The 11,769-nt window shown below is 37.7% G+C and carries 7 protein-coding genes; all 7 read right to left on the minus strand.

Annotation, left to right across the window (positions count from 1 at the left end; translation table 11 throughout):
- Positions 1–1,102: 1,102 nt before the first annotated feature.
- The 7 genes from ACOX6R_RS00515 to ACOX6R_RS00545 all read right to left on the minus strand — a co-directional run bounded on the left by ACOX6R_RS00515 (position 1,103) and on the right by ACOX6R_RS00545 (position 11,766).
- Positions 1,103–2,422 (minus strand): M18 family aminopeptidase, encoded by a 1,320-nt coding sequence (locus ACOX6R_RS00515; RefSeq protein ID WP_433446123.1) that lies wholly within the window; start codon positions 2,420–2,422, stop codon positions 1,103–1,105.
- A 76-nt stretch (positions 2,423–2,498) separates the two neighbouring features.
- Positions 2,499–3,911, minus strand: a complete 1,413-nt coding sequence (locus ACOX6R_RS00520; protein ID WP_433446198.1) for an APC family permease — start codon at positions 3,909–3,911, stop codon at positions 2,499–2,501.
- Positions 3,912–5,658: 1,747 nt separating this feature from the next.
- Positions 5,659–6,798 carry an ABC transporter permease subunit gene (locus tag ACOX6R_RS00525; protein ID WP_433446125.1) on the minus strand — a complete coding sequence of 380 codons (1,140 nt, stop codon included), beginning with the start codon at positions 6,796–6,798 and terminating at the stop codon, positions 5,659–5,661.
- Positions 6,791–7,867: an ABC transporter permease subunit gene (locus tag ACOX6R_RS00530; protein WP_433446127.1), complete on the minus strand. Its 1,077-nt coding sequence runs from the start codon at positions 7,865–7,867 to the stop codon at positions 6,791–6,793. The genes ACOX6R_RS00525 and ACOX6R_RS00530 overlap by 8 nt, the downstream gene beginning before the upstream one ends.
- Positions 7,860–9,455, minus strand: a complete 1,596-nt coding sequence (locus ACOX6R_RS00535) for a sugar ABC transporter ATP-binding protein (protein ID WP_433446129.1) — start codon at positions 9,453–9,455, stop codon at positions 7,860–7,862. Before ACOX6R_RS00535 ends, ACOX6R_RS00530 begins: the two co-directional genes overlap by 8 nt.
- Positions 9,456–9,526: 71 nt before the next feature.
- Positions 9,527–10,864, minus strand: a complete 1,338-nt coding sequence (locus ACOX6R_RS00540; RefSeq protein WP_433446131.1) for a DUF3798 domain-containing protein — start codon at positions 10,862–10,864, stop codon at positions 9,527–9,529.
- Between the two features lie 233 nt (positions 10,865–11,097).
- On the minus strand, positions 11,098–11,766 hold the full coding sequence (locus tag ACOX6R_RS00545) for a uracil-DNA glycosylase (protein WP_433446133.1): 669 nt from the start codon (positions 11,764–11,766) through the stop codon (positions 11,098–11,100).
- Positions 11,767–11,769: the final 3 nt, after the last annotated feature.

Here is an 11,769-nt window from a genome sequence, read left to right on the forward strand (position 1 = left end):
ACAGTAGATTGATTAACTATAAAAAGCCTTCACACGCCGTCATATTGAGTGAGGGGTTCGATAGAGTCGCAGAATCTGCGTCTTAAGGAGAAACAGCCTAAGCGTCTTAAAGAGATAGCGTAAAGGAGAATGACTCCAATACGCAACGTGGTTAAGACGACCGCACATCGCTCCCGAGACCCTACAGATCCTTCGACTTCGTCGTCGCTTTGCTCCTTCTTCGCTCAGGATGACGCCCCATGAGGTGTTCTTCATATAACGCAGATGAACCATGGCGCAGTTACAACATACTCTATTAATAACCTCAACACTCCGTCATCTTGAGCGAAAGAAAATTCGCAAGAATTTTCTGAAGTCGAAAGATCTGTAACTTTAGAAGCAACAGCCTACTCGTTTTAACCAAACAACGTAGAGGGCATAACTATAACTATCGAAAAATAACCTAAACACCTGTCGTCACCTATTATTCGTCATCCCGAGCGTAGTCGAGAAATCTGCGCCTTTAGGAGAAACAACCTAAGCGTCTTAACGAGATAACCTCATGGTTAAATCATAAATAACTTAATCTCAAAACTACGTTTTGCATTCCTTTTTGCGAGGAAGGGAAGGGGGCTTCCGCTCATCCGCTGCGATTGTCCCCTTCCCTCTCCTCGCGCACCAACCTAACCCCCAACGCCCACTTCGGAGAATGTGTTGAACTTATCTGACTATTTAGTACTCCGCAAAAAGCCTAAATTTCATAACTCGCAGATTATAATTTTTGTTAAGCTTTTTCTCTATAGCTTTTTTCTTTAACTTGAAATGGTTATTGTGGTTTGCTCAAACAAATGAAATTTTTAACGGCTTTTTGCGAAACTTGTCTTCTGCATATCACCCCAAAACACTTTTACATCAAAACGAAAACACATCGCTCAAAGACTCTACAGATCCTTCGACTGCACTCCAGGCTTCGCCTTCCGTTCCGCTCAGGATGACGTTGGATGGGTGATGGTCAAAACTACGACACATTGCTCCCACAGCCCCACAAATCCTTCGACGCACAAAATAATTTTTCTATTGTTTTAACTGCATTAAAAAAGGAAGGCTTAGCCTTCCCAATAATTTATTCTACTTCAAATCCGTGAGCGCTGTCGATTTTTATATTTGTGTTATAAAATTCTTCAAGTCCCTTTACTGCGTAGTAAACGTCTTTTGCTCCGCCAGTTTCATAATTTGAGTGCATTGCAATTTGTGCAAGACCCATGTCAACTGCGTGAACAGAAACTTGTGTGTTGGATAAGTTTCCTAAAGTGCTGCCGCCCATGATGTTACTTCTGTTTGCAAAGTTTTGGTATGGAACTTCCGCGCGATTTAGTATAGTCTTAAACACAGATTGGCTAAACGCATCAGATGTGTATTTTTGGTTTGCAGCTTCTTTTATTACAATTCCGCCGTTCATGAATACTTTGTTTTCGTCATCAGTTTTTTCTGGATGGTTTGGATGAACTGCGTGTGCGTTGTCGCATGATACTAAGAAACTCTTGCTAATTGCTCTAAAGTAGTCTTCTTCAGTGTAACCGAGATTGTTGTTAATTCTCTTTAGAACATCGTGAAGGAATGTTGACATTGCACCTTGTTTTGTGTTTGATCCAACTTCTTCATTGTCAAAGCATGCATATACATTAATAGCCTTGTCATTGTTAGATGCGATAAATGCCTTCATTGATGTGAATGCACATTCTAGGTCGTCAAGTTTTGGAGTTGATATAAATTCATTTTCAAGTCCCCAAACTTTTCCCTCTTGTCTATTTACAAGGAACAAATCTTTTGCTATAATGTCTTCTTCTTTGACGCCCATTTCGTCAGCAATCATCTTGTCGTAAGCACCTTTTTTAAGTGCGCCTGCTGAAAATAGTGGACAAAGGTCAACTTGTCTATTGTATTTGTATCCGTCGTTAATATCTCTATTAAAGTGAATTGGTTGATTTGGTATTATCAACAAATCTTTGTCGATGTTAAGAAGTTTTGATTCTACCTTGTTGCCGTCCTTTACCAAGACTCTTCCTGCAAGTGAAAGAGGTTTATCAAGCCAAGTTGAGTCGATTACTCCGCCGTAACTTTCGACATTAAGTCTTAGGTAGTCGTCTGGTCCTTCTAGTTCTGGCACGCTCTTTACCTTGTAAGTTGGTGAGTCGCTATGTGATGCTGTCATTTGGAAGTGGTAGTCAGTTAGGTCACGGCCTATTTTAAAGGCGATGATACTTGATCCATTTCTCATTGTGTAGTAAGCTTTTCCCTTTTCAAGCTTCCATTCTTCGCCTTCTCTTAAATAAGTTGCGCCTGCTTCTTCCATATAGTTTTTTATATTATCGATTGAGTGGAACATACTTGCACTTTTTTTATTAAATTCAAGTAGTTCTTCTGCTAATTTTAAATATTCCATTTTTTACACCTCTATTTTTATTTAACCAATTTTACACAAATTAAAACAAAGAGCCGGATGACCGACTCTTTAAATTTTATTTTTCAATTCCAAGTTTTTTATCTTCACGTGCTCTAAGCATTGGAAGGATCATACCAAGTGCAATTAGTACCACTGGAGTGATAATATTTAGCATAAGTTGGAATGGATCGTCTGAGTAGATTCCAAGTAGACAGCAAGCTGCTGTTACGAAGAAGCACCATCCACCAAAGAATAAAGCAACGCCGTTACCCTTGACGAATTTATATTCTCTTGGGAACTCTTCAGTTTTTCTTCTAAGAGCAATGTATGCAACAAATACCCATAGATAACGAAGAGGCATTACGATTGAATTTAGTTTAGTAAGTTGTCTTAAAACTGCAGCAGCACCTGGTGCTACGATTTGTGCAACAATAATAGCTCCGCAAAGAACAACTACAAGCTTGATACCATTTATAAATGCACCGTATTTATTCTTTTTAAGAAGACTTCTTGGGATAAATTGATTTGCCCTTTCGTCTTCAAGAAGCATTCTAAGTGGTGCGTCAATACTTACAACTAGTGTAGAGAATTGTCCAATCATGTTGCAAAGAGCATAGATGATTAGAAGAGTATTTCCAATTCCGTAGTATTCACCAAGTTGTTGAAAAGCCATGTAAGCTCCGTTTGCAAGGTATGAGTCAAAAGCCTCTGGACTTGCGTTTATAAGTTCTGGATCAAACATCATTCCCATAGCAATAGTACCAAATACAGCAGAAATAATTACCATGATTGCAGCAAAGATCATTGCTCTAGGGAATGCCTTAGAAGCGTCGCCTTCCATCTTGTTAACATAAGGACTCATCTTCTCAATACCACCTACAGCAAATACTAAGATTGATAGAGAAGTGAAGTACTTCATATCAAATGTTGGAATCAAATTATTAAATGACCAGTCTGCAGAAAGATATCCACCGTTTGGATTAATCTTTGGAGCAGCAAACATCATTACAATATATAAAATTGACATTACAAACATTGAAGAACCTGCAAGAGTGGCAAGATTTTTAAGAGGGTTGATACCTCTACTAGCAACCCAACAGAAGAATAAAAATACAACTAAAGTTGCAATTTGAATATAAACTGTTGGAATCTTATCATAAACATCTGCACTTTGGAAAATCATCCAAGAAAGAGCCTTAAGTCCGCCTGATCCCTTTGAAGCAATGTATGTGATGTGACATGCCCAATAAGTCCAACCTGCGTAGTAAGCAAGTTTTTCATTAGTAGTGGATCTGATCCAAGAAGTAACCCCTCCACCTTCGTTTTTAAAAGCACTGCCAAGTTCTCCTACCATGAAAGCATTTGGAATGAAGTAAAGTAAAAACATCATTATCCATGAGAAGATAACTTGAATACCGTTGAAGTATATAAAACCATTAACAACATTACCAAAACCCCAAAGAGTCGAGAACGCCATAAATGAAAGCATATACCATTTAATTCGTTTTTCTGATTCTATCAACTTTCTTTCTCCTTTCGAAATTTATTATAATTTCATATAAATACATATTAGAATAATAAAAATAAAATCTTATAAAGATGGAAAATGTTTTTTATATCCTTATAAAAATTTTTAAAAATTGTTTTTAATATTAAACTAATATAATAACTATTATATATATAAAGGAGGTAAAATTCTACCGATTTATATAAATTCTACATTAAAACCTTTAATTTGCAGGTTTAAATGAGTAAAGTAACATTTGGATTATTATGTTTATATCTTAAGGGAAAACTTAAAAATTGGGAAAAATGTATTTTTGCAATTATTCCATATATTGAAATATTGTTTTTATAGTGGAATTATCTGTGAGATGTGGTGGAATGAGAAGTGCAGTCGAAGGATCTGTAGAAACTCGGGAGCGATGTGTCTTCGTCTTGACCATGTTGTGTATTTGGGTTATTCCCCTTAGTGTTGTCTCGTTAAGACGCATAGGTCGTTTCTCCATAAGGTGCAGATTCCTCGACTCGCGTTTCACGCTCGCTCGGAATGACGGAGTGTGCACGTTATTACTCAAATAGGTCGCTACTGTGCCTATGACTTATCCACGTTATATGGAAGACACCTCTTTATACGTCATCCTGAGCGAACGAAGTGAGTCGAAGGATCTGTAGGGTCTTCGAGCGATGTGTCGTCGTTTTTACCACGTTGTGTCTTGGAGTCATTCCCTTTAGTGTTGTTTCGTTAAGACGCATAGGCTGTTTCTTCTTAAGGTGCAGATTCCTCGACTCGCGTTTCACGCTCGCTCGGAATGACGAAGTGTGGGACGTCATCCTGGCGAAACGGAAGGCGAAGCCTGAGGTGGAGCCGAAGGATCTGTAGAGTCGTGAGAGCGATGTGTCATCGTCTTAATGATGAAATGTTTAGAAGTTATATGCGGCAGAAGAGTTTCGCAAAAAGCCGTTAAAAATTTCATTTGTTTGAGCAAACCACAATAATCACTTTGATTTAAAGAAAAAATCTATAGAGAAAAAACTCAACAAAAATTACAACCCGCGAGTTATGAAATTTAGGTTTTTTGCGGATTACTAAAAAGTCAGGTAAGTTCATCACGCTTTCCGAAGTAGGCGTTGGGGGTTAGGTTGGTGCGCGAGGAGAGGGAAGGGGACAATCGCAGCGGATGAGCGGAAGCCCCCTTCCCTTCCTCGCATCGGGAATACAAAACGCAGTTTTGAGATTAAAGTATTTATTACGATTTAACCTTGAGGTTTTCTTGTTAAGACGACAAGGTCTCACTCGATGACTTTGCAGATCTTTCGACTCGAGCAAAGCTCTCGCTCAAGATGACAGGTGTGGAGGTTTTATGGGGTTTAAGTTGTTACTGTGCCCAATGCTTGCTTAATTCTTTGTTAATAGAAAAAAGGATATGATGCAGAGACCATTAGCTTGGCCGAGCGACCTCGAGCGTGTCTCGCATCATACCTTTTTTCGTTTGTTTAATTTTTTTATTTTTTTGAGGTTCTCTATGAGGTTTTCTCGTCAAAACTCATAGGCTGTTTCTCCAAAAGTTGCAGATTCTTCGACTCGAGTTTCACGCTCACAGTGACGGAGTATGGGACGTCATCCCAAGAAGATCGAAAGGCGTTTAATTAAATCATTAATTTCCACAATAAAAGACCTAAGGTCATGGCTTTTAACCATCCCTCAGGTCTTTTTGATTTATCTTGAAAATTCATCAAGCTTCTGTTAATTCTGCTTCTTTTTTCAGTCTTTCTTCTCTCATTTGATGTCTTAGGTCGTCTTCTGCTTTCTTTCTCTCGTATGCGTGCATTATTAGTGCCATTGTTACTACTGCATATGATAAGAATGTTCTGAAGTATTCTCCAATTATTGCATCTCCTGCCAATACTCTACCTGCTTGTGGAAGCACTATAAACATTAAGTGGAACAGTGCTGTTCCCAAGATTACATTTGGTATAGATGCTTTTGATACGCTGGCTCCTCCTACAAGTATTGCTGCTGCTGCATATAGTGCTGCTTGGTCCTGTCCTGCGTAAGTTGCAAGTGTTCCGATGTTTTGAAGATAGATAATTTGTCCATAACATGCAAGCACTGTTGACATTACTATTGATGAGATTCTAATTTTATCTGCATCCATTCCTGCGTTTTGTGATACAAATTGGTTTTGCCCTACTGCCTTCATGTCGTGTCCAAGTTTTGTGTTTCTAAACCAAACTATGAATAGGCAAAGCAGTGCAATTATTATTATTGTAACTACAGGAATGTCAAAAAGTATTGCTTGTTTTTCTGTTATTGGAATATTTACTCTAAATTTTAAAATATTGTCAAGGCCCTGTGCTGATGCAAGTGTGATTGAGTTTTTGATTCCGTAACCTTGTGAAAGTATCATGGACTTATTCTTTAGTGGGATTATTGTCCCACAGAGGTTTAATAAGAATAACATGTACCAGCCGAGTATGAAGAATGAAAGCATCATTGATGTAATCATTTCTCTTCCACGCGCCTTGTTTAAAACTTTTCCTGAAAATCTGCCAAGAAATATTGCAATTGGTGTTCCAATTATAGCTGCTATTATAAGTCCAGTTAAACCAGTAAAGCCCCAGTCTTGTGCAAATATTATTCCAATTTGTCCTGCCATTGCTCCAAGAGGGATACCGAAGTTAATTCCCATTCCTGCAATGATTGGAATTATTAGAGATAATACCAAGAATGTGTTTCTCACCATTCTCTTTGACAACTCGTTAGTTATATAAGATAGTGGTGGTTTTGCGATTATTAATCCAGCTGTTACTATTATTATAAATAAAATCGGAACCATAAATCTGATTAGTGTATTTTTTAATTTTTTACTCATCTGCGTTCCTCCTAGTAAGAGCATAAATAATCATTCCATTTGTGATAATCATACGTAAAATTTCTGATATATCTATATTTAAAGCTCCATTTATTACTGTTGGTGTAAGTGTTATTATTCCTTGGAATAAAAATGTTCCAATGATTACATTTGGTATAGATGCCTTGTTGATACTCGCTCCACCGATTAAAAGTGCTGCAACTGTTTGGAATGTAAAAGAAAGTGGAGCTTGATAAAGCTGGATAAATCCATAGGATTGTTGATAAATTATTATCCCCATTGATGCGATTACTGTGGAAAGAATTACAGACACAAGTCTTGTCTTTTTAATATTAATTCCACTTGCTCTTGCGTAGTCTGGGTTTGATCCAACTGCAGTCATTGCAGTACCAGTCTTTGTCTTAAAGAAAATCCAAACGAAGAAGGCGATTATGCCAAATATTAAAAACATTCCAACTGGAACGCTAACTCCAAAGACTTTAAAACTTAAGAGTCTATCTATAATTCCCGTAGTGACTCTCGTTCCGTCGTCAAGAACGACAGACTTCATCCAATAATCTGCAACTGGAATTTGTTGTGAAAGTCCAGTGCCTCCATAGGAAAGTACAGAAACTGGATTCTTGTAAGGTAGCTTTAGATAAGCAATACACATAAGAGCTGTAAAAGAATAACCAACATAAGTTGCAATTAACATCTCGTCGCCCACGATTCTATTTAGTAGAAGTCCATAAAGCGCTCCGAATATTACTGCAATCGCCGCTCCAATTAATATTGCCACAAAAATTCCGCCAAAGCCCTTTAGTCCAAATTCAATTGAAGTAACTCCACCGAGTATTCCAGCAACAATTCCTATTGGAATACCAAAGTTAAGTCCACAACCAGATTGAACCATTGGCACAAGTGAAAGCACAAGAATTGAAAACATTCCAAATCTTGCAAGCACATTTTCTACAGAGTCCTTTAGAGATACGCCTGCAAAAGGGGCCGCTACAAAAAGAACTAGTAGGAATACTCCAATGATTAGTCTAGGTATTCCAACTCTTTCAACAAAACTTTTCTTTTTAACCATTTAAAGCTGCCTCCTTCTCTCCACTCATCAGTAGTCCAAATTTTTGTGCATCTTCACTAGGAGATAGTATGCCGGCAATTTTTCCCTCGCATATTACTGCAATTCTATCGCATATGCTTCGTAGCTCTTCAAGCTCTGATGAAACCATTACAACTGTTGTGTCATTTTCAACATTAATGTCCCTTAGCGCATCGAGAACTAGTTCCTTTGCTCCAATATCTATTCCACGTGTAGGCTCTGATACGAATAGGAGCTCAGGCTCCATTGCAAATGCCTTTGCCAAACAAACTTTTTGTTGATTTCCACCAGATAAATTGCCAGCCTTTTGGTGAGAGCCCATTGTCTTAATTGAAAGGGACTCGATATACTTATCTGCCAAGTTCTTCATCTGGTCTTCGTCTCTAAATTTTATTCCCATTACTTTTTTTATAAACTTCTCTTGAACCTGCATTGCATTAAATGAAATATTCCAATAAATTGGCTCATCAAGTAAAAGTCCAACGCCACGCCTATCTTCTGACACGAAGGCGATTTTATTTTTTAGAATGCTTAATGTGTCTCCAAGCTTTAACTTCTCGCCGTTAAATACGCATTCTCCTCCAACGGGATAAGTCCCCAAAATTCCGTTTGGGATTCCAAGTTTTCCCTGACCAGCAAGACCTGCAATTCCAAGTATCTCACCGCGATAAACTTCGAGGTTTACATCAAAGACTGCCTCGCCTGGCATGTCGACCCAAAGATGATTCATCTTAAGTATTACATCTTCTTTGTCGATTTCTTTGTGTCTTCTCTTTTTGGCGATTTTTTTATCTTCATCACGTCCGACCATCCACTTTGCAATTTCTTCCATAGTGAGGTCTTTGTTTTCCCTATCTTCTATTATTTCACCGTCTCTTAGTACGATTACCTTGTCGCATATGCTTATAATTTCTCGCAGTCTATGGGTTATAAAAATAATTGCAATTCCAAGATCAGATAGTCTCTCTAAAGCTTTCATCAAGTTGTTTGCCTCTGACTCAGTAAGAACTGCTGTCGGCTCATCCATTATGATTAACTTTACATCTTTTCTTGTGATTTCTCTTGCTATTTCTATAAACTGTTTGTGCCCAACGGGCATTTCAGAAACTTTGTCATTTGGATCGATTTTTATCTCTAAAGTATTGAGAGACTCTCCTGCAATATCTATGTTGCCTAAAGTATCCACATTTTCTAGCTTTTTATCAAAAACTTTTGAGATAATTGAGGGATTTGTCTTTTCCATATTAAGCGTAATATTTTCAGCAACTGTAAATCCTGGTATCAAACTGAATTCTTGATGGACCATTCCAATTCCTGCAGCAAGGGCATCGATTGGATTTTTAAAATTAATTTTTTCTCCATCAAAATATATTTCTCCTTCATAGCCACCAGTGTGATGGATGACTTCCATTCCAAATAGAATGTTCATAAGAGTAGATTTGCCTGCGCCGTTTTCTCCAACAAGGCCCAATATTTCGCCTGCGTCTAGAGAAAAGTTTACTCCCCTAAGAACCGAGTTTTCGCCAAAATTTTTGCTGACATTTTTAACTTCAAGTAATTTATCTGTCACAAAAATACCTCCAACTATAAATAAAATCAACGGAAGAGCCCGTTGATTTTATTATTAAAATAATAATTTTATTATTCTGCTTTTCCTTCAGCTTGTTCTTGATCAGCTTTAATTTGTTCTAAGTCAACATTTAGATTTAGATATTTTTCAGGAACGTCAACTTTATCCATACCTAGGTATCCCTTGCCGTATACATAAGTGTCTTGAGAAACTAGTATGTGGTTTTGTTTAGCTTCACCAGTAGCTCTATCTACATAATTTGTAGCCATCCAGTGTGCACCTTCAGTATAGTTTTCAATTGATTTAATAACTGCATCGTTATCTAGAAGTTCTCCATTGCCATGGATTACATCGATTACATGATCAAGTGCGCCAAGCGTTACAGAATATCCAAGGGAGTATGCCCATGTTCCCATTCTTCCGCCGCCACCTGCGTCAACAACTGCCTCTTCAACTTTTTTGTTGATTGCTTGCCAGTCGCCTGCAAGGTCTTTTATGTCTACAGAGAATGCCTTTGGATAACCCATTATTGGAGATGGTAGGTCTTGTTCAACAAAGATTGCTCCACCAGCTGCAACTCCTCTTAAAAGAGGTTCAGTATGGGCGTCGTTAGTACAGAAGAAAGCTGTGTCTTTTCCATACTTATCAATCCAAGGTTGGATATTTTCTGCGATATATTGTTGTGCACCTGGTACACCAATGTCTGTTATTGGGTCAGGAGCGTTTAGAGAAATAAATTCAAGTCCAAGCTCGTTACAAGCTTCTTCCATGATTGCACGTCTTAGAGCTAATAGTTCGATAGACATATGTCTTGGGAAAGTTATGTGAGCAAATTTAGTAGCTCCCATTTCTTTTGCAGCAGCTATGATTCTATATCCTCTAGAAACATTGTCTGCGTCAATTACAAGGTCAGATGCATCTTCAACCATTATTGTGTCTTCTTGTGCAACTAAGTTAACAAGAATGATGTCTGGTCTTTTGTCTCTTATTTGTTTAAATGCAGCTGAAGTTCCTGGAACAGATTGGTTAACTATTACAGCCTTCATAAGTGGGTCGTCTGCCATAGCTACGATTTTAGAAATTGTAGTTTCTTGTTCTGCATCAAACTTATCGGGATAAGTATCGTGACGAATAACTCCGCCCTCATCTGCTGAGCCGTATTTTTCGATTGCAGCTTGAGCCGCACGGAATTCATCTTCTCCTTGGGAAACAGTACCTGTAATTATACCGATGTGGTACTCGTCTCCTTCGGAGATTGTGTCAAACTTTGCCTTAACTCCATCGTCAGCAACTGTTTTTTCGCCTTCTGCTTCTTTCGGAGCATTGTCAACTTTTTGGCATCCTGTAAAAGCAAAAACTGCAAGTACTACTAAAGCGATACCAAAAATCCTTTTTAATTTACCTTTCATTGTCACACCTCTTTTTAAAATTAGTTTAGTCATTTGAATTATTAATACAATATCACTTAAAATGGTCGAAGTCAATAGTACTTTAAAGGTATTTCATGGTAAAGTGGCAAGTTTTTAAAAATAAAAAAATACCTCAACTGTTTTTTAAGTTTAGGTATTTAAAAATTCTTAAATATTTAATTTTTCAAAACAAAATTAAAAAAGTTTTTTAAAATCTGTGACGTTTTCACAAATTATAACTGCCATGTTGGTGGCTCTATTCCGTTTTCTTCCAAGAACTTATTTGCCCTTGAAAATGGACGCGAACCAAAGAAGCCTCTGTTGGCAGAAAATGGTGAAGGATGTGGCCCCTCTATTATGAGATGCCTACTATTTGTTATAAGTCTTTTTCTCTCGCGCGCGTGATTGCCCCAAAGTATAAAGACAACTGGCTTTTCTCTTTCATTTATTTTTTTAATCACCGCGTCTGTAAAAATTTCCCAGCCGATTTTTGAGTGGCTCATTGGCTGATGAGCTCTAACTGTAAGAGTTGTGTTAAGAAGCATTATTCCCTCTTCTGTCCACTTCTTTAAGTAGCCAGAGTCTGGTATCTTAACTCCAAGATCTTCGTTTAGTTCCTTATAAATATTTCTTAGTGAAGGAGGAACTTTTACTCCCTCTTTAACAGAAAAAGCAAGGCCGTGTGCCTGCCCAACATTGTGATATGGGTCTTGACCTAGGATTAAAACTTTTAAATCTTCATAAGATGTGTAGTTAAAAGCATTAAAAATATCTTCTGCCTTTGGAAAAATCTGATAGTGTCGATATTCATCTATTAAAAGCTCTCGCAAGTTTTTGTAGTAGTCCTTTTCAAATTCTTCCTCAAGTATTTCTTGCCAATCATTTTTTATTATCTGTTTCACTTT

It is taken from the genome of Peptoniphilus sp. (assembly GCF_050943655.1).
Taxonomy (GTDB): domain Bacteria; phylum Bacillota; class Clostridia; order Tissierellales; family Peptoniphilaceae; genus Peptoniphilus_A.

Excerpts from the sequence above, each read along its gene's own strand:
- ACOX6R_RS00515 (WP_433446123.1), bottom strand. The coding sequence starts at position 2,422 with ATGGAATATTTAAAATTAGCAGAAGAACTACTTGAATTTAATAAAAAA.
- ACOX6R_RS00525 (WP_433446125.1), bottom strand. The coding sequence starts at position 6,798 with ATGAGTAAAAAATTAAAAAATACACTAATCAGATTTATGGTTCCGATT.
- ACOX6R_RS00540 (WP_433446131.1), bottom strand. The coding sequence starts at position 10,864 with ATGAAAGGTAAATTAAAAAGGATTTTTGGTATCGCTTTAGTAGTACTT.
- ACOX6R_RS00530 (WP_433446127.1), bottom strand. The coding sequence starts at position 7,867 with ATGGTTAAAAAGAAAAGTTTTGTTGAAAGAGTTGGAATACCTAGACTA.
- ACOX6R_RS00520 (WP_433446198.1), bottom strand. The coding sequence starts at position 3,911 with ATGCTTTCATTTATGGCGTTCTCGACTCTTTGGGGTTTTGGTAATGTT.